General features: G+C 46.1%; 24 protein-coding genes and 1 pseudogene. 11 read left to right on the top strand and 14 right to left on the bottom strand.

Going from position 1 to position 17,162, the window contains the following annotated elements:
- Positions 1-55 precede the first annotated feature (55 nt).
- The 4 genes from D1B31_RS09580 to D1B31_RS09565 form a co-directional block, all read right to left on the bottom strand.
- Positions 56-307: a YqkE family protein gene (locus D1B31_RS09580; RefSeq protein ID WP_118920689.1), complete on the bottom strand. Its 252-nt coding sequence runs from the start codon at positions 305-307 to the stop codon at positions 56-58.
- A gap of 88 nt (positions 308-395) precedes the next feature.
- Positions 396-1,064 (bottom strand): CoA transferase subunit B, encoded by a 669-nt coding sequence (locus tag D1B31_RS09575; protein WP_118920551.1) that lies wholly within the window; start codon positions 1,062-1,064, stop codon positions 396-398.
- A gap of 18 nt (positions 1,065-1,082) precedes the next feature.
- Entirely contained in the window at positions 1,083-1,772 is a 690-nt protein-coding gene (locus D1B31_RS09570) for a CoA transferase subunit A (protein ID WP_118920550.1), read from the bottom strand.
- A 25-nt stretch (positions 1,773-1,797) separates the two neighbouring features.
- Entirely contained in the window at positions 1,798-2,976 is a 1,179-nt protein-coding gene (locus tag D1B31_RS09565) for an acetyl-CoA C-acetyltransferase (RefSeq protein ID WP_118920549.1), read from the bottom strand.
- A gap of 142 nt (positions 2,977-3,118) precedes the next feature.
- Here D1B31_RS09565 and D1B31_RS09560 point away from each other — a divergent pair, with 142 nt between their 5' ends.
- The 7 genes from D1B31_RS09560 (at position 3,119) to D1B31_RS09535 (ending at position 7,460) form a co-directional block, all read left to right on the top strand.
- Positions 3,119-4,027 carry a hydroxymethylglutaryl-CoA lyase gene (locus D1B31_RS09560; RefSeq protein WP_118920548.1) on the top strand — a complete coding sequence of 303 codons (909 nt, stop codon included), beginning with the start codon at positions 3,119-3,121 and terminating at the stop codon, positions 4,025-4,027.
- 54 nt (positions 4,028-4,081) lie between these two features.
- A complete protein-coding gene (locus D1B31_RS25030; protein WP_269429801.1) occupies positions 4,082-4,213 on the top strand; it encodes a hypothetical protein in 132 nt (43 codons plus the stop codon).
- Between the two features lie 107 nt (positions 4,214-4,320).
- Entirely contained in the window at positions 4,321-5,268 is a 948-nt protein-coding gene (locus D1B31_RS09555) for an alpha/beta hydrolase (RefSeq protein WP_118920547.1), read from the top strand.
- A gap of 198 nt (positions 5,269-5,466) precedes the next feature.
- The gene (locus D1B31_RS09550; protein ID WP_118920546.1) at positions 5,467-5,673 is read left to right on the top strand and encodes a CDGSH iron-sulfur domain-containing protein; all 207 of its coding nucleotides are present in this window, start codon (positions 5,467-5,469) and stop codon (positions 5,671-5,673) included.
- Between the two features lie 146 nt (positions 5,674-5,819).
- Positions 5,820-6,299, top strand: a complete 480-nt coding sequence (locus D1B31_RS09545) for a hypothetical protein (protein WP_118920545.1) — start codon at positions 5,820-5,822, stop codon at positions 6,297-6,299.
- A gap of 140 nt (positions 6,300-6,439) precedes the next feature.
- Complete coding sequence (locus tag D1B31_RS09540) at positions 6,440-6,781, top strand: PadR family transcriptional regulator (RefSeq protein ID WP_118920544.1); 342 nt, start codon at positions 6,440-6,442, stop codon at positions 6,779-6,781.
- On the top strand, positions 6,771-7,460 hold the full coding sequence (locus D1B31_RS09535; protein WP_118920543.1) for a DUF1129 family protein: 690 nt from the start codon (positions 6,771-6,773) through the stop codon (positions 7,458-7,460). Before D1B31_RS09540 ends, D1B31_RS09535 begins: the two co-directional genes overlap by 11 nt.
- An 82-nt stretch (positions 7,461-7,542) precedes the next feature.
- Here D1B31_RS09535 and D1B31_RS09530 read toward each other — a convergent pair.
- From D1B31_RS09530 to D1B31_RS25180, 3 genes and pseudogenes are all read right to left on the bottom strand, one after another.
- A pseudogene (locus tag D1B31_RS09530) lies at positions 7,543-8,007 on the bottom strand (GNAT family N-acetyltransferase); the annotation flags it as partial.
- Positions 8,008-8,247: 240 nt separating this feature from the next.
- On the bottom strand, positions 8,248-9,663 hold the full coding sequence (locus tag D1B31_RS09525; RefSeq protein ID WP_118920541.1) for an RNA-guided endonuclease TnpB family protein: 1,416 nt from the start codon (positions 9,661-9,663) through the stop codon (positions 8,248-8,250).
- Positions 9,664-9,771: 108 nt separating this feature from the next.
- Complete coding sequence (locus tag D1B31_RS25180) at positions 9,772-9,990, bottom strand: GNAT family N-acetyltransferase (RefSeq protein ID WP_118920540.1); 219 nt, start codon at positions 9,988-9,990, stop codon at positions 9,772-9,774.
- An 84-nt stretch (positions 9,991-10,074) separates the two neighbouring features.
- On the opposite strand from D1B31_RS25180, the gene D1B31_RS09515 reads away from it, so the two are divergent.
- Complete coding sequence (locus D1B31_RS09515) at positions 10,075-10,626, top strand: GNAT family N-acetyltransferase (RefSeq protein ID WP_118920539.1); 552 nt, start codon at positions 10,075-10,077, stop codon at positions 10,624-10,626.
- A 15-nt stretch (positions 10,627-10,641) separates the two neighbouring features.
- On the opposite strand, the gene D1B31_RS09510 is transcribed toward D1B31_RS09515, so the two are convergent.
- The 4 genes from D1B31_RS09510 to D1B31_RS09495 all read right to left on the bottom strand — a co-directional run bounded on the left by D1B31_RS09510 (position 10,642) and on the right by D1B31_RS09495 (position 13,144).
- Positions 10,642-11,055: a DUF3139 domain-containing protein gene (locus tag D1B31_RS09510; protein ID WP_118920538.1), complete on the bottom strand. Its 414-nt coding sequence runs from the start codon at positions 11,053-11,055 to the stop codon at positions 10,642-10,644.
- A 19-nt stretch (positions 11,056-11,074) separates the two neighbouring features.
- On the bottom strand, positions 11,075-11,341 hold the full coding sequence (locus tag D1B31_RS09505) for a YfjL-like protein (RefSeq protein ID WP_118920537.1): 267 nt from the start codon (positions 11,339-11,341) through the stop codon (positions 11,075-11,077).
- A gap of 187 nt (positions 11,342-11,528) precedes the next feature.
- On the bottom strand, positions 11,529-11,864 hold the full coding sequence (locus tag D1B31_RS09500; protein WP_118920536.1) for a YolD-like family protein: 336 nt from the start codon (positions 11,862-11,864) through the stop codon (positions 11,529-11,531).
- 20 nt (positions 11,865-11,884) lie between these two features.
- On the bottom strand, positions 11,885-13,144 hold the full coding sequence (locus tag D1B31_RS09495; RefSeq protein ID WP_118920535.1) for a Y-family DNA polymerase: 1,260 nt from the start codon (positions 13,142-13,144) through the stop codon (positions 11,885-11,887).
- A 174-nt stretch (positions 13,145-13,318) separates the two neighbouring features.
- On the opposite strand from D1B31_RS09495, the gene D1B31_RS09490 reads away from it, so the two are divergent.
- The gene (locus D1B31_RS09490; RefSeq protein WP_118920534.1) at positions 13,319-13,510 is read left to right on the top strand and encodes a YqzH family protein; all 192 of its coding nucleotides are present in this window, start codon (positions 13,319-13,321) and stop codon (positions 13,508-13,510) included.
- Between the two features lie 54 nt (positions 13,511-13,564).
- Entirely contained in the window at positions 13,565-14,455 is an 891-nt protein-coding gene (locus tag D1B31_RS09485; RefSeq protein WP_118920533.1) for a proline iminopeptidase-family hydrolase, read from the top strand.
- A gap of 120 nt (positions 14,456-14,575) precedes the next feature.
- On the opposite strand, the gene D1B31_RS09480 is transcribed toward D1B31_RS09485, so the two are convergent.
- On the bottom strand, positions 14,576-14,779 hold the full coding sequence (locus D1B31_RS09480; protein WP_118920532.1) for a nucleic acid-binding protein: 204 nt from the start codon (positions 14,777-14,779) through the stop codon (positions 14,576-14,578).
- A gap of 171 nt (positions 14,780-14,950) precedes the next feature.
- On the opposite strand from D1B31_RS09480, the gene D1B31_RS24850 reads away from it, so the two are divergent.
- Positions 14,951-15,076, top strand: a complete 126-nt coding sequence (locus D1B31_RS24850; protein WP_240035229.1) for a DUF2332 domain-containing protein — start codon at positions 14,951-14,953, stop codon at positions 15,074-15,076.
- Positions 15,077-15,321: 245 nt separating this feature from the next.
- On the opposite strand, the gene D1B31_RS09470 is transcribed toward D1B31_RS24850, so the two are convergent.
- On the bottom strand, positions 15,322-16,113 hold the full coding sequence (locus D1B31_RS09470) for an SDR family NAD(P)-dependent oxidoreductase (RefSeq protein WP_118920530.1): 792 nt from the start codon (positions 16,111-16,113) through the stop codon (positions 15,322-15,324).
- Positions 16,114-16,122: 9 nt separating this feature from the next.
- The gene (locus D1B31_RS09465; protein WP_118920529.1) at positions 16,123-17,085 is read right to left on the bottom strand and encodes an MBL fold metallo-hydrolase; all 963 of its coding nucleotides are present in this window, start codon (positions 17,083-17,085) and stop codon (positions 16,123-16,125) included.
- Positions 17,086-17,162: the final 77 nt, after the last annotated feature.

Raw genomic sequence — 17,162 nt, 5'->3', positions numbered from 1 at the left:
ATTGGGGTGCAGTTCATTTGGGGACAGGCTTTTTTATGTTGAACGGGAGGAATTCTTATTTGAATTCCTTCCAATTCATGCCACTCTCATTCAGAAGCTCCTCGAAGCTCTTATTTTTCTCCTTCAGCCGGCGCTCCTCGCGTTTGCGCTTTTCTTCTTCTTCCGCTTTGCGTGCTTCTTCCGCCTTTAATTCCTGCTGGCGGTTTTTCAGCTGGTTGAACAAATCCTGGTTAATCATGTCCCCGAGGGTCAGCGGTTTATCTTCTCTCGTTTGTCTTGCCTTTTGCGGCTGTCTTTTCTTCGCCATATATAACCTCTCCTCTAAACAGATATCCCTATTATACATCATTTTTACCGGACAAAAAGACGGAAGCACCACTGCTTCCGCCCTTTCATTAAAAAGCATTCAACTGAACATCCCCGCTTGTATCAAGGCGTGCTTCCGTTGCGTTAACTACATCTTCAACACTGAAACCCTCGGCTACCTCAACAAGCTTCAGGCCGGAATCGGTCACGTCCATGACAGCCCGCTCGGTAATGATGCGGGTGACGACCCCTTTGCCTGTCAGCGGCAGGGTGCATTCCTTTAGCACTTTGGATTCACCTTTTTTGTTTGTATGCTCCATGATGACGATGATTTTTCTGGCACCGTGGACAAGGTCCATTGCACCGCCCATCCCTTTGATCATTTTACCGGGAATCATCCAGTTGGCCAGATCGCCATTCTCGGAAACTTCCATTCCACCTAGGATGGCAATATCGACATGGCTCCCGCGAATCATCGCGAATGATTCAGCACTGTCAAAATAAGCCGCGCCCGGAATCGCCGTGACCGTTTCCTTCCCGGCGTTGATCAGATCCGCATCTGCCTCTTCTTCCACTGGATACGGGCCAATTCCCAACAGACCATTTTCCGATTGGAGCACAACCTGTTTATTGTCAGAAATATAGTTTGCTACAAGCGTAGGCATGCCGATTCCGAGATTCACATAGTATCCGTCCTGAATCTCACGCTCTGCCCTTCTCGCAATTTTTTCACGCACATTTGCTTTATCGTTGGACATCTTTGTCTCTCCTTTCCCCTATTTCCTCACTGTCAGCCGTTCAATCCGCTTTTCCTGGTCACCCTGGATGATGGCCTGGACATAAATGCTCGGTGTGTGGATCGTATTCGGATCAAGCTCCCCGGTCTCCACAAGATTTTCCACTTCAGCAATCGTCACCTTACCGGCTGCGGCAATCATTGGATTGAAGTTTCGGGCCGTTTTCCGATAGACAAGGTTCCCCATCTTGTCTCCCTTCCACGCCCGCACTAGGCTGAAGTCAGCAACAAGCGCTTCTTCAAGCAAATATTCCTTGCCGTTGAATACCCGAGTTTCCTTGCCATCTGCAATGGGTGTCCCGACCCCCGCAGGTGTATAAAACGCCGGAATTCCCGCTCCGCCCGCGCGGATTTTTTCAGCAAGTGTTCCTTGTGGCAGCAATTCCACTTCAAGCTCGCCGGCCAGCACCTGGCGCTCGAATTCTTTGTTCTCGCCAACATACGAACCGACCATCTTTTTAATCTGCCTGTTGTGCAAAAGCAGGCCCAATCCCCACTCATCAATCCCGCAGTTATTGGAAATCACCGTTAAGTCCTTCACGCCTTTATCAACGAGGGCGAGAATGAGGTTTTCCGGAATTCCACACAGGCCGAAACCGCCAACCATCAAGGTGGCTCCGTCCTGAATATCCGCTACTGCCTCCTGGAAAGACGTACTAATCATCTTCATTGAACTTCTCCTCTCTCTGGCTAAATTAAACTAACTCCACAACAGTCGCGACACCCTGCCCGCCGCCAATGCACAGCGTTGCCAAACCTTTTTTCGCTTCCCGGCGTTTCATTTCATGGATGAGCGTAACAAGGATCCTTGCCCCGCTGGCGCCAATTGGGTGGCCAAGCGCAATCGCTCCGCCGTTCACATTTACCTTTTCCTGATCGAACTGCAGATCGCGGCTGACTGCCAGCGACTGTGCGGCAAATGCTTCGTTGGCCTCGATCAAGTCGATTTCCTCCATCGATGTGCCTGCTTTTTTCAACGCTTTCCTTACCGCCTCGACCGGGCCAATCCCCATCACACTCGGGTCGACTCCCGCGCTGCCATTTCCTCTAATTGCAACGAGCGGCTTAATGCCAAGTTCATCAGCTCTTGCCCTGCTCATCACAATAACAACTGCTGCCCCATCATTGATTCCTGACGCATTTCCGGCTGTCACGCTCCCGTCCTTTTTAAAGGCGGCCCGAAGCCCGGCAAGCTTTTCGGTTGTTGTTCCTTTTTTCGGATATTCATCCGTATCAAAAACGATTGGCTCGCCTCTCCGCTGCGGAATATGTATCGGAACGATTTCATCCTTGAACCTTCCTTCCTCAATAGCCCGGGCCGCTTTTTCCTGGCTTGCCGCGGCAAATGCATCCTGCTCCTCGCGGGTCAACTCATAACGCTCACACAGATTTTCAGCCGTGACGCCCATATGATAATCATTGAACGCACACCAAAGGCCATCGCTAATCATACTGTCGATCAGCTTCTGATCGCCCATTTTGAACCCTTCCCGGCCATTTTTCAAAAGATAGGGTGACTGGCTCATATTTTCCATTCCGCCAGCCACGACGACTTCGGCATCTCCGGCGATAATTGCCTGGGCTGCAAGCTGGACCGCTTTCAATCCCGAGCCACATACTTTATTGATCGTCATAGAGGAAGCGCTTTCAGGAACGCCCGCTCGAATAGCAGCCTGCCTTGCTGGATTCTGCCCAAGCCCTGCTTGCAGCACATTCCCTAAAATCACTTCATCCACCTGCTCCGGTTTAAGCCCCGCCTGGCTCAGCGCTCCCTTAATCGCTTCAGCCCCAAGTTGTGGAGCCGCGATTCCCTTCAGGCTTCCATTAAAACTGCCGATGGCCGTCCTGGCGGCTGCAACAATCACTACTTCCATTTTATTGCCCCTTTCTTTATTGCTTTCCTTAACTTATTTCTCGATTTAATGCGAAAATCCTTTAAAATTGTCAAAATCGAACCATTACTTGCATTTTTTAAAAAATTCCACTTAAAATGAGTATGAATGGAGGGGGAGTTTTATGGCAATAAACTTGCCTGGAAACGTTACAATTATTGAAGTTGGCCCAAGGGATGGGCTGCAAAATGAAAAAGGGTTCATACCGACTGAGGTAAAAAAACAGTTTATCGGGGCACTGCGGGATGCCGGCATCTGGGAGATGGAGCTTACTTCGTTTGTTTCGCCGAAATGGGTGCCGCAAATGGCAGATGCAGCGGAAATTGTAAGCGGTTCCCCGGAAGGGCTTTTGCGTTCAATTGTTTTGGCACCAAATAAAAAAGGAATTGAGCGAGTTCAGGAAACCTCATGTAAAGCTGTGGCCGTTTTCGTTGGCGTCAGCAACACATTTAATAAAAAGAACATCAATAAGACAACTGCCGAAAGTATGGATGAGCTCCGGCCGCTGATCGGTGAGTTGAAGGCAAAGGGCTATTTTGTCAGGGCTTGTATCTCGACAGCGTGGCATTGCCCGTACGAAGGTAAAATTTCCGAGGAAGATACTTTAAGGCTTTGCAGCGATTTTGCAGAATCTGGAGTTGACGAACTGAGTGTCGCCGATACAATTGGCATGGCTGTACCGACGGAAGCCTATTCCCTTTTTGCAAAATTAAAAGCCTGCCTCCCGGAAATCCTGCTGACCGCGCATTTCCACGACACAAGGAAGCTGGCGCTTGCCAATATCCTTGCCTCGATGCAGGCGGGGATTGACAGGTTCGATAGTTCCGCCGGAGGGCTTGGCGGATGTCCGTTTGCCCCAGGTGCAACCGGCAATGTCGCCACCGAGGATGTTGTATACATGCTTGAACGGATGGGGATTGAAACAGGGATTTCGCTTGAAAAGTTAATGGGTGCGGTTGAGCTTGTCCGCCCGCACGTCAGCAGGTCAATTGAGAGCATGTATTACAAGATGCATATTGGTGCCGGTGCATAAGCCTCCCTGGTAACGCTCATCTTATACTTAATGAGCTGAAGGGAGATACGGACAATGAGCCAGAAACGCGACAAAGGATACAGCCAAAAGGGGCAGCCGTCTGCCAAGGACGGACGCGGGATGATTGCAAAAGAAGAGTTGGAAAAAGAGATTCATCCAACGAACAGGCAGAACTCCAAACAGTGAAGGATATTAACCGTCCAGATTGGGCGGTTTTTTTCTGCCATTCGTGTTTTAAAACAGTCCGTTTGGTAAAATAATGAAAGGGATGCAAATAGAGCGGAGGGATTTTTTTGCGAAAAGCAGTAAGGGTTTTCGTTTCTATTCTCGCGATTGTTTCGGCAATCGGGGTTTACTTTACAAATCGCCTTATGTATATGAAGAAAAAAGAAGATGAATTCATCCTGAAGCGGGAACGTGAGGCTGGAAGGATTATTGATGAAGAGTATGAATCATTGAAAAAAAGGGATGTCCTCATTCCTTCGCCTTTCGGTTATGACCTAAAGGGTGTTTTGGCCGAACCCCATGAAACAAACCGATACATTATCATCAGCCATGGCGTGACAGAAAGCAAATATAGTTCAATCAAATATATGAATCTGTTTCTTGAGCGGGGCTTCAATGTCCTTATATTCGACCATCGCCGCCACGGTGAATCGGGAGGCAAAACAACGAGCTATGGACATTATGAAAAATTCGATCTGAAAGCCGTTGTCGACTGGCTGAAAAACGAGATTCGGCCGGAACTTTTACTTGGGATCCACGGTGAATCAATGGGTGCGGCGACAATGATCCTTTATGCCGGCATGCTTGAAGACGGTGCGGACTTTTATATCGCCGACTGTCCTTTTTCGGATTTTAGGGAGCAGCTTGCCTACCACCTCAAGGAAGAGATGAACTTGCCGGCTGGAATTGTATTGCCTTTAGGAGATGTTTTTCTCCGTTTCCGGGACAAATATTCGATCAGGGAGGTTTCCCCTATTTCAGTTATCGATAATATTCGAAATCCGATCTTGTTCATCCATAGCGCCAAAGATGATTTCATCCTCCCTTACATGACGGAAGCGCTATACGAAAAGAAAAAAGGGCCGAAGATGCTTTTCATGGCCGACAAAGGCCTTCACGCCCAGTCGTTTAATGAAAACCAGAAGGAATATGAAAAAGCGGTAGACGAGTTTTTGGAAAATCTCGTTGTCCGGCCGCGGATGGATAATCCGGATCCAGTTCTGGAAAATGACTGAAAAGGCTTAATCAATTTTGCTTGGGGAATCCGCACAACTAACAAGCAGACGGGCCTAAAAGAAGATTTAGCGACCGAATAGCATCGCGCTTACGGTCTTTCGGGCTCTATGCCGGGCCTTTATCGTTTCCTAAATAGTTGCGTTTTCCATCTTAACGCTCTACCATTTAGGTTAGAAAGTTCCAAAGGGGGATTTATAATGTCAAAGGTAACAATAAAAGTAAATGACAACGGCTCAATCCGGATTACCGGAGATGTGGAATTGCTCGATGGCGAGGGGAATGCTTACCCAACAAAGCCGGCTTTTTCGCTCTGCCGCTGCGGCCTGTCTTCAAACAAGCCGTTCTGCGATGGAACGCATAAAGGCAAATTCGACTCCCCGGTCCGTGTTCCTAAGGAAGTTTAGGGACAATAACGAACAAAACTAAAAGGCACCTGCCGAGATCCATTCGGCGGGTGCCTTCTGTTTTGCCTGCCGTTAGCAGATATTAACACGTTTTAATCGCCGTTTTTGAGGAATTAGCCCTATGTACGGATATGTGAGGTGAAAGTATGTTTTCTTGGAATGACTTAGTTACCTTTTGCTGGGCTTTTTTTATTGTCCTGCCTTTAACATCTTTCGTCCATGCTACGGGTCATACCTTCTTCGTTGTCCTTTTTGGCGGCAAGCCCGTAATGACCATGGGCCGGGGGCGAAAGCTCTTTTCTCTTGGGACTTTCCATGTTCATAGTCTTTACTTTATCGATGCCTCCTGCCAGTACGATAAAATCAAAAAAGAAGCGCGTTGGAAATATGCGCTTATTTATGCCGGAGGCGTCATCTTTAATGCCCTTTCCATTTTAGTTGTGAACTCACTGATCCATATGGGCATCTGGCCGAAACACTTGTTTTTTTACCAGTTTGTCTATTTTTCGGTTTACTTTATCTTTTTTGCCCTGCTGCCAATCGAATACGGAAAAGACAACCCGAGTGATGGGAAAGCCTTATATACGCTATTAAAAAGTGGCAAGAAGATAAAAGAGTACGAGTGATTTTTTTGAAAATTACCCATTTTTTAGTTGACAGATGCTCGTGAAAAGATTTATAGTAAATTTAGCTACTTTGTAATACAAGGTAGCTGAGTTTATCGTCACTATCTTGTTATACAATGTAGCGGTTTGGAGGTGTTGCTATGTCGATACGTTCCCAGCTTTTAAAGGGAATCCTGGATGGTTGTGTACTCTCTGTCATAGCTGTGAAGTCTGTTTACGGGTATGAGCTGTCTGCCAAGCTCCAGGAAGCGGGGCTCATGGACGTAAGCGAGGGTACGATATACCCTGTTCTCCTTCGCCTGCAAAAAAACGGTTTAATCCGCGGTGAAATGCAGCCGTCACCTGCCGGTCCGAACCGCAAGTATTATTATTTAACGGACGCTGGAATTGAAGCATTGGCGCTCATTAAAGAGGAATGGGATCAAATTGCGGGTCCGGTCAGCAATCTTTTAAAAAAGGGGGGCTTTAATCATGGAAGCTAAACAATTAATCGAGCTTAACAATCAAAAACGCGGGGAGCTTACAAAGGAAAACGAAAAAATCTATTCTGACTTTATGGTTTATATTAGGCTTCAGCTTACTCTTTCGGAACAACAGTCCGAGGAATTGCTAATGGAGATCCTTGACCATTTAATTGAAGCGCAAACCGAAGGAAAGCCCGCCAATGTCCTGTTCGGCAATGATCCGAAGAAATTCACGGATGAGCTGATTGCCGATATTCCGAAAGAAAACAGGAAAAATGCAGTGTCGTTTATTTCCGGACTCGTTTTCCAGCTGCTGAGTTACTTTTTGTTGGCTAACGGAATCATTTCCCTGATTGTCTCCTTCTTTGGCAAAAAAGAAAACGTCCTCTATCTACTAAAGAGCGGGCTGACTTTTCTGATGATTGCTCTTGGGACGTTTTTTGTTACCTGGCTTATTTTTAAAATCGCCAGGAATACTCTTTTTACTGAAGAACAAAACCATAGGAAAAATATGATTGTAGTAGGAACAGCCGGTGCAGCTGTAATGGCGATTATTATGGCCGCCATTATTCTTTTGCCGGATTCAGGCCCTGCTATCGAGTTCCCATGGTATATGTCTGTGAGTGCAGGCCTGCTTGCATGGGGAGTTTCCCATTTGCTTAAAAACAGCCGTTTCGCAGCGAAAGCCACCGTTTGATGCGTGGCTTTTGCTTTTAACCTCTCTTCCACTTCTCGAAGCGAGTAATGTCAATTTGTTTTATATCCATGTGTGCCACCTTTTATAATGCTTTGTCTTCTTCTTTCTTTTGCAAAAGAACAAATTCTTCTTTGAGGATTGAGTATGTCTTCAGGTCGCGGTGCTTACCTTTAATGTACATGGCCTTCCGGTTGATCCCCTCAAATGACATCCTCGCCTTTTCCATAACTCGGGCCGATCCGAAGTTTTCGACAAAGCACTTCGCCTGGATCCGAACAAGTTCCATCTTTTCAAAGCCAAGTTTTATGATCGCCGAGGCTGCTTCGGTCATGAGCCCCTGCCCCCAATACTCCGGGGCAATGACATACCCGATTTCGGCGCTATGGTGCCTTGGCTGCCACCAGACAAAGTCGATTGTGCCGATCATCCGGCCGTTTTCTTTGAACTCGATTGCCCATGGGGCGACTTTTTTGTTTTCGTATTGATTTAAAACAAAGTCGATAAAGGCGCGTGTATCTTCAATGGTTTTGTGTGCTTCCCATCTGACGCTCTCCCATCCTTAAATGGAGGGGGTTCCACCTTTAAACAACCTCGGCTTTTCCCACTCCTGGAAAACATCCAGAAGCAGAACTTCACTTTGGTCTAAAAGGCTTCGACAGCCGAAATCGTTCTAATGCAAATAATCGAAACAGGACTATTTACACGGGCTTGGATTCCCTTGCCGCTCACAACTTATTGACTGTTTCGGGGTACGTCTGCACCGAAAGAGTTAACCTGTTCTCAAAGGTTATAATCCAAATGTAGAGATGTACTTCTTTTCTGGCTTTATTTTTTTCATTTTAGTTATACACTCTTTCAAAACCGTGGAGAATCGATCCCATTCCCTTTTCGCCTGTTTGATCCCCAGACTATTAGTTGTGGTAACATACCTGGCTAGAAACGCACTGTACAAATCGCGTTGTGCTTCAACACCGCATGCACAATTATGCCAACGTTCTCTTAGTCCTTTTTTCTTCACTGCACCGCAATGGCATGACTGGGACAACTTTGTTGAGTAGGTAGGGAATTCTCTGAAACTTCCACCTTGCAATTGTACTTTTCTCTTTAACATGCTCAAAAACATACTTGGTGCTTTCCTGCCAATACTTTTGCCGAACATCTTCTGAAATGCTTTATAAGAGAGTTTTTCTGTGTGGATGGAGGAGGCTAGTTGAAGGATTTGATTGGTATCCCGTCCATGGAGCTGTTTTCTCACTTCTTTTATCTTGCGTTCCAATTCCCTGTATGCTGAACGGGTCCTGATGTAACGATGGGAGTTGGTCCATTTCTTTTTTCCTTTTTTCACAACGCCATTACTTTGGTAATTGTTTGGGTTGTTTGCCCGGCGCTGGCGGTCCAACTTACGATGGAGTTTTCTATTTTCTTTATCAAGGTAAACCACTTCCTCACAAAATTCCTTTAATTCTGCTTTGGTTTCCCCAACAATCGCGATTGTGGATGGACCGATATCCAGCCCGACTTTTTCTTTTCCCAATTGATATTTCCGGTAGGGGTGTCCTTCAAGGATTAATTGGACATAAAACCGATTTTTCCCCTTTACTTCCTTTTTAATCAGTCGACAATACTTTATTCTTTGCTTTAAGGCGTGCTGCATCCATTGGTCTTTGGGGTCGATTAAGCACTTGAATGAAAGGATCTTACCGATGAAGAGATAACCATTGGCGTACGTAAGAAAGGTTTTGTTGTTTTTGCCCTCTAAAGAGACAAACTCTCCTTTTCGTTTAAACCATACCTTTTTCGCTTTCTTAAAGGCCAATTTTTGCACCGCTTTAAAAGCTCTGGTCGAGATTTTTTGGCAGATGTGCGTCCCTAAATGCTCGGCAATAAACTTTGAATCATTTTTCGTTTTTGTCCCGAAGGATTGAATCGAATAATCGGTAAAACCAAATGTTTCATTAAGATATTTAAAATTTGCCCGGCGTTTTTCAATCTCTTCCTCCGCAGTTTTTGATAATTGAACCGTCTCTTTATACAATTCAGTGGATTGGATCGCTTTCAGTCTCTTCAAACTTTCCCCGAGACAGGCATTATAAAGTTGTCGGGCGCATTCTGACAACACCAAAAGCTGCTTTTCTGCTTTTTTATCCGTTTTTAGCCGGATCGTGGCAATAAAAGAGGGAGTCCGGTCTTTTGGTGCACCCATGGCCTTACACTCCTTTTTAATTTTCAAGAGTATACTACGTTATAATTGCCTTTATAATTATTAGACTTTTCATACTTCTATAATAACAAATGGATAAATCGAATACAATTATTTTAGGAACGTTTGTTCTAAAAAAGAAAATAACAACCTAACCCCATGCATGAATACAGGGGCTTGCGGTTGTTTTGTTTTGGTCACATATTTTGCAACTTCCTCTTTTGAGCCATAGGAAAACATATCCTCGGCATCTTCCATCGTCATTTTTCTCAAAATTAGCCTGTCTGTTTCCAGGACTGGCAAATCGCCATAAATTTTCTCAATCTCCATCGGGCGCCCCCCACATCTTTTTGTTAAAATTATCCTATCAAAGTTTTATTAAAATACAAGATATTTTTGAAAGAGGTATACGCCATGAACCAATCTCCTGCTATCCAAGGAAAGAGAGTTTTGTTAAGAAAACCGATTGAAACAGATGCGCTCGATTTTTTTAAATGCGGGCGAAATGCAGAGCTTGTAAGAATGTATGGTGGGGATACACGGAACCTTCAGCCACTGACAATGGAGGATGCCAGAAACTTCATCGATAATATTTTAAGAAATAATCTTGAGTGGTGCGTGGAATATGACGGTCGCTGTATTGGCCAGGCGCGGCTGACTGTAAGTGAAGCGGATTGCCGGGCCCGCTATGCAGTCGGGCTATTTGATTCTTCTGTTTGGGGAATAGGGCTTGGAACCGAAATAACCCAGCTTGTTCTACAGTATGCATTTGAAGAGCTGAATCTCCACCGAGTGGATTTACGGGTTTTAGAATATAACCACCGTGCCATTGCCTGCTATCAGAAATGCGGGTTTGTTATTGAAGGGAAAGAGCGGGAAGGCGCCCTTATCGAAGGGCGCTTTGAAACAGATGTCATCATGAGCATTTTGGACAGGGAATACGAGGCACTTAAAACCGCATTTTAACAGCATTAATAGCGACTATCTGTTTTCCAAAGACTGTAGGCACTCTTCCTCGCTATGCATTGTTCTTTCGGTCGATATGTTCATTGTTCCATCTGATAATTGAACATCTTTTTCACAAAACTGGACGACCTTTTTCCCCCGTTTCGTCACTCCGTAATAATAAGTGGTCGTGGGTTCATCTTTAAAAATGACCATGTAATGGCCATGGTACACGTCCTGATTGATTAAATGTTTTGGTTCGACAAAGTGGCTGTCCAGAATATCTTTTTCTGTATAGCCCTTTTCTTCCAAATACGATGGTACATAATGCGAAGTGATGAGTTTTGTGTACGGATTGCCGTTATTGAGGACATACAGGAAGCCTGCCGGAATGCTTATTATGATTAATACGGTTATGACGATGATTGTGAATGTCACTTTTCGGTTCATCTGAAGCACCTCCAAGTATTCATGGTTCCTGACCGATTACTTTGCCGTTTTTGACATCAAGGTTTACCCTTTGCCCATCCTCGAATTTCACATGGATGACATAGGTTCCCTCGCCCGGATAATAGCCTACTTTCTCTATTTCATAGGTTTGGTCTCGATACGTATTCTTGAGGTATTGTTCTGCTGCCTGTTTGCTCTTAACGCGTGTGATAGGATTTCCAAGCATAAATAACCCTGCCGCCAGCAAAGCAATTGCGGTAATTGAAAAAATTGTTTTCCGCTTCATTTTTTCACCTCTCACCATATTTTAGTGTAATTTTACACTAAAAGTTCCTTTTTGGTTACATTTGTTTTCGACAATTTTTTTGGCGATTGGATTGAAGGTAGGTTATAATTCGTGGTTTTAGCTTAGGAATCATTTAAACAGCAGGTTCACATGCGAACCTGCTTGTCTTTTGCCTATAGCCGGCGGGTTATTTCTCCGCCAGCCGGATGTCGGCGATGGTGTTAATTGGGATCAGATGGGCGTTGCCCGAGGAGTCGATCATGTGGAGCTTGTGTGCGAGTTCGTCCCAGTAGTGGACGTTTCCAGTGCAACGTTCGTAGTTGCGGCCGCGGTAGTAGGTGATTGCCACTGCCTGGTTAAATTCCATTGCTTCCATAAGGGTTTCGTTCATCATTTCGAGCTGCTGCTCATCAAGTTCCTTCTTTTGTTCATAGGAATCCTCCTTCACCCAGTCCCGGAGCATCTTCACGTGCTCAGGGAGCATCATGGAGGTCCATTTTATTCTGCCGCGGTCTCGAATCACGTTTTCTCCCTCTCTTCCGGTTACTTTTTATGTCCGCCGAGCAGTGATGCGCGGTGCTTGGCGGTTCCTGCTGCAGTATAGGAAACAGCGCGGAGCAGCGCCCCTGACCCAAACCGGCTGCGGATGCGGTCCACCACATAACCGAGCTCCCTTCTTTTTCCCGCTCCCATATCAAAAAGGCTCATCTGCAGTTCGACATCATCGACAATATTCCCGAGCGAGATGGAAATCTGCCGGACTGTTTTGCCAGAATAATGCTGTTGGAACAAATCAAGGCAGACACGATAAAGATCCATCGTCACATTGGTCGGTTCGAAAATGGTTTTCGCCCGGTGGAATCCTCCGCCGAATTCATCCTGGCTGTAGCCGATGCCAAGCGTGATGGTCCTCCCCGCCTTCCGGTGCGTCCGCGCCCTCCGCGCCACCTCCTCGCACATCTCAAGAATAACGTGTTTAATTTCTTCTTCATCCTTATAATCCCTTAGAAGAATCTGGCTTTTGCCAAAACTGATCTGGCCCTCGATGATTGGCGCGCCCATTTCCGAAAGGTCAACACCCCAGGCATGGTAATAAAGCTGGTTGCCCATGATGCCGAATTTCTTCTCAAGCTTTTCAAGGTCATAGCGGGCAAGCTGGCCAACCGTAAAAATCCCCATTCCGTTCAGCGTCCGCTCGACCCTGCGGCCGATTCCCCACATTTCCCGGAGCGGCGAAACCTTCCAAAGCTTTTTCTGGACATCCTCGTACGTCCATTCGGCAATTCCGTGTTTCTTTGCCTCAAGATCCAGGCAGAGCTTGGACAGGAGCATGTTCGGGCCAATACCGATCGCGCATGGAAGCTGAAATTCACGTTCAATATCATCCCTAATTTTTTTAGCAATCGTCTGGGCATCCCCCCACAAATTGACCGCGCCGTCGACTTTAATGAAGCTTTCATCGACGCTGTATGTATGAATGGCCTCTTTCGGGACGTAGCGGTGGAAAACGCGGCTGATTTCGGTGGAAATCCTGAGAAACATGCCCATCTTGGGCTCGACAACAAGGATTTTTGGATCTTTCGGAATTTCAAATTTACGCGAACCCGTCTTGATGCCAAATTCTCTTTTTAAAAGCGGTGAAGCGGCAAGGACAACACTTCCTTCCCGGTTCGTGTCGCCGACTACAGCCAGATAGCAGCCGAGTGGATCAAGCCCCTCCATGACTGCCGCACAGCTGGCGTAAAAGCTTTTCATATCCACGCACAGAATTTTGTGCTGCGGCAATGTGCTGTAATCGACCATGAGAATCACCACCCTCCCAAAATAAGAACGTTTGTTCCGTATCATTATACCCATATCTTAAGCGAATATGCGTTCGTATTCAATGGAAATTTTACGAAGGTTTCATAGAAAAAGGGGCTGTTTCCAGTTCAGGCTGCAAGAAAAAGAGATATAATAGGGCTTGAGGTGCTTTTCATGGAAGAAAAATTGGTAAGAAAAATGGTCAATAACTGCCTGAAGCAATATTACGGAGAAGAGAGTCAGCCGCTCAGTGAAAGTGACTTGAAGGAAATTTGCGAGCGGGTATATAGGCTGAAAGAACTAGAACCTGAAGCACGTCTATTTGAACTTGTTAATGATGTTGTGTATGAGTTCTTAACAGCATGAAAATAATGCAAGGAACAAAAAATGAATTTACTTTAAACAAGGGGGAGACGGATTTTGAACAAGGAAGAAGGGTTTGTGGATGTAACGTGGGGCAAAGTTTGGTACCGAAGAGTAAAAGGCGCGGCTGAAACTGCTCCTTTATTGGTTTTGCATGGCGGGCCGGGCGGCTCATGCTATCCTTTGCAGCGTCTGGACAAGCTTGCAAACGGGCCGGACGGGCGGATGGTTGTCTATTATGATCAGCTCGGTGCGGGCCGTTCGAAGGGTCCGACAGATCAAGCGCTATGGAATTTGGACCGCTATGTGGAAGAGCTTGGACAGGTACGCGAGCGGTTGGGGCTTGATGAAGTACATATCCTTGGTCATTCCTGGGGAACCACCTTGCTTGCTTCCTATTTGCTGACAAAGCCGGCTGGCGTAAAAAGCGCGATTTTCTCAAGCCCCTGCCTGAGTGCGCCCCGCTGGGCAAAAGACCAGGAGCGCCTCTTAAAACAGCTGCCAGAAGAAACACAGGAGACAATCGCGCGCTGCGAAGCGGACGGTACAACTAATTCCGAGGAATACAAACAGGCGATGCAGGTATTTGCCAAAAATTTCGTCTGCCGGATTGAGATAAGCGCTGAGGAAAGAGAAGCAACGTCGAAACTTGGCAACCTGGAAGTATACAACACGATGTGGGGTCCGTCCGAATTTTGCGTAACCGGCAACCTGAAAGAGTTCGACTGCACGCCAAAACTCCACGAAATCGAGGTCCCATCCCTGTTCCTGTGCGGCCGCTATGACGAGGCGACCCCGGAATCGACCAGTTATTTCAGCAGCATTGTGCCAGGCTCAAAGCTGCATATTTTTGAGAAAAGCGCGCATTCGCCTTACCGCGAGCAGCCGGAAGAGTACAGGGAAGTCGTGGCCGGATTTCTTGATGAGGCCGAGCTGGCAGTGAAATAGAACGAGGGTACCGGAATGGCCGGTACTCTTTTTTATGCTCCAAAAAGCGGTATTACCACAACTTCATCATTACGTTGATCGAGCTTATTCCAAGGTCAAAATTGAGTGAAAAAGAAGTAATTATTTGTTAAATATTTGGTAATCATCAATATAGAAAGCTACATTACCGCAATTTGGACATACAGCTGCTTTAGTCTTTGCGGAAACATTTTTGAAAAGTCCTTTACGCTTTTGACTAATCGTAATTCCAGACAAGTCATATTCAACATTTACTTTACAATCATTTATCATTTCAGTTTGGCATTGATTGCAAATCCTTTTCATTATTAAACCCCCTTTTCAATCAATTTAAAGCTAAACTACTTCGTTTCAACTCTTCAAAATCTATATACTTATTTTAACATATAAGTAGAATTTCCCTTTTACCCTTTCAAGTTGAAAGTCAATTAACAATCAATTTAACAACCTAAATAACAGTGTGATATTTTCTATAAAATGCAAAAGCCGATTGTGGTCTATCATACCCATGTCGTCAATCAACTGCCGTTCGAAACAAAGCTGAAGCTGCGCGAAACGATTGAAGCGATTGCTGAATCAGGATATTTTTTATCTAAAGAATAATATGGAGGATCGGGATCTTCATGGAGATTCTTTTATGGATGGACAAAGAAGCCGCCAGCTCGTTGCCCCAACGGACGGCCGTGGCAGATGGTTTAAGTGGAAGCTTGAAGCCGGGAGGGAAACAAACGGGTATCAAGGCGAGGAATGAATTTTGCATCAAACTAACAAATGAGCCTATTAGAACAAAATATGAAACGCCCATTCCGAAACTTACGAATGGGCATTGTTTTTTGCGCTTATAACGACTATTTCTGATTAAAAGCCTTTTTGCCAAGCCTTTCAAACATCCGTGGGAACAGTGCATAAAAAATGCTCCCCGCGTTCATCCAGCCAGGCAGGTTGACTTCGCGCACCGGCTTCAGCATGCTGCCAACAACCTTTTCGGCGACATATTCAGGCTTCAACATCCAGCGCTTGACATTTTTCACATATGACCCGCTTTCATCGGCGATGTTGAAAAAGTTCGTGGCAATCGGCCCGGGATTGACGGAAGTTACATAAACATTGTAATCGGACAGCTCCATCCGAAGGCTGTTCGTATAGCCGAGGACGGCATGCTTTGTTGCCGAATAGACGCTCGATTTCGGAGTGGCGATTTTCCCTGCCTGGGAAGCGATGTTGATAATATGGCCAGACCGGCGGGCCCGCATTTTTGGCAATACCGCACTCGTGCAGGCGATCAGGCCAATGACATTGACATCGAACATTGCCTTGATTTCCTCAATATCCGCCTCATGCGCATGGCGGAATATGCCAAACCCAGCATTATTGACAAGAAGGTCGATTTCCCCGAGTTCGTGATAGACCCGGGCAAATGTGGCGCTCACGTTATCTGTTTCAGAAACATCAAGTTTGTATATCAGTATTTTGCTGCTGTAAGAGGACTCCAGCTTTGCTTTTAGCTTTTCAAGCTTATCCCGGCTTCTCGCAAGCAGTGCAAGGTTCGCCCCTCTGGCTGCCGCCAGTTTCGCGATTTCGGCACCAATGCCGCCAGATGCGCCCGTGATGACAACATTTTTGCCAGATAAATTCTCCATTGTTTCACCTCACCTAACCCGATAATATTTCGTTTTGCTTTCGAAGGAAAATTCGATTTCCCCTAATGACTGCAAATAATCAAGCTGGCCAGCAGTTTCAGATAAAGTCAGGCCCAGTTCCCGTTCAAAAGCGGCCGGGAACAGCTGTCGGCATAAGTCAAATACCGTCTTTGGTCCGTCTTTTAGCATTTCCTTTACACTCATCGCTCTTTCATGCTGGCGTGTAAGCCGCCGCTCAATCAGCTCCGGCAGCTTGGATACTTCTGTTCCATGCCCGGTATAAACAAGGCCGATTGGATAGTCGCGGAGTTTTGCAAGAGAGTGGTTGTACTGGAGCTGCGGCATTGGCCTTTCCTCCCCCTCGTTAATAGGAGGCTCAAGCAAAGGATTCGGCGAGATATGGGCCAGGACATGATCACCTGCTAGCAGCACCCCATCCTTTTCCCGGTATAGGGAAACATGGCTCTGCGCATGGCCAGGAGTTTCAATGACCCGCCAGTCCTCGAGCCCAGGGAGTGTGTCTCCTTCGGAAAGTTCCCCAGTGAGTGAACGATTACATGAAAATTTAAGTGATTTTTTCAGCTGTCCAGCGAGCCGGTGAAAGCTCTCCGGAATTCCAAACTCGTCGAACAGGCCTAAATAAAACCGGTCGTGCATTGTCAGGAACTCGTCTGTCCGATTGATCCATCGCTCATTCAGCCGGTGCCCGTGCACATCAAGTGTTTGCGGAAAATAATCAAGCAGTCCCGCATGGTCTGGATGGTCATGGGTAAGGACGGCCATTTCAATATCATCTGGCGCATAACCGAGATCGGCCAGTTGTTTATTTAACGCAGCCCACGCTTCGTCCGTTTTGGGGCCCGTGTCGACAAGTGCGAGTCTGTCCCCTTTAATTAAATATGCATTTACATCCCCTACCGCAAATGGAGTTGGGATGGTGATTTTTGCTATATTATTTTTCCATTCAGGCATACCTTTTCCCCCGCAAAATTATTTTCCGATAAAGATGCAGCTTTTTTCATTTGCTGCCTAGGTTTAAGTTTACTGTT

The sequence above is a fragment of the Neobacillus notoginsengisoli genome (assembly GCF_003515685.1).
Classification (GTDB): domain Bacteria; phylum Bacillota; class Bacilli; order Bacillales; family Cytobacillaceae; genus Bacillus_D; species Bacillus_D notoginsengisoli.
This window is presented reverse-complemented; position numbering and strand designations above follow the sequence as displayed.